This window comes from Thalassotalea sp. ND16A (assembly GCF_000764205.1).
Classification (GTDB): domain Bacteria; phylum Pseudomonadota; class Gammaproteobacteria; order Enterobacterales; family Alteromonadaceae; genus Thalassotalea_A.
In genome coordinates this window covers 1-546 of record NZ_JQDZ01000015.1, presented here as the reverse complement: position 1 = coordinate 546, position 546 = coordinate 1, and the positions used below count along the sequence as shown (strand labels likewise).

General features: G+C 43.8%; 1 protein-coding gene. It reads right to left on the bottom strand.

Translation table 11 applies throughout. The annotated features are described in order from the left end of the window. Positions 1–450: 450 nt before the first annotated feature. On the bottom strand, positions 451–546 hold a 96-nt coding region (locus ND16A_RS20520), incomplete at its 5' end, for a hypothetical protein (RefSeq protein ID WP_200880799.1).

Below are 546 nucleotides of genomic sequence, written 5' to 3'. Positions count from 1 at the left end.
GAACGTCAAACAGTTTATACTGCCAGAAAAAAGAAAACGGCCCAAAGACAGGACCGTTAGAGTAAGTAAAACTCGCTACCCAATTAAAACACGATCCTCTTAACTGAATGGTGTTAGGCGCAGGCCGGGACCTCCTAAATTCAAAACGTGCATTGAAACAATGGCTCTTTGAGCTGCGGGCCTCGAGCAACGGGCAGTTCGCGTGAACGATAGATGAAGTGATTTAACTTGTGCTCACTGTCAAGCATGGGGGTTCCGACCTTCGTCGGAATGACGGTGAATTTTTTCTTAGAATATTGGAGTTTACACGATGTTTGTTTATTTACACCACGTCATCCCGTTATGCTTTTGAACGGGACCTCCTAAATTCACAACGTGCATTGATAACTTCAAATTTCAGACAAAAAAAAGGCCGCGTAAGCGACCTTTTTCTTAGTGTCTTAAAATCGATTATTCAATGATTTTAGAAACAACACCAGCGCCTACTGTTCTGCCACCTTCACGGATAGCGAAGCGTAAACCTTCGTCCATCGCGATTGGGTTGAT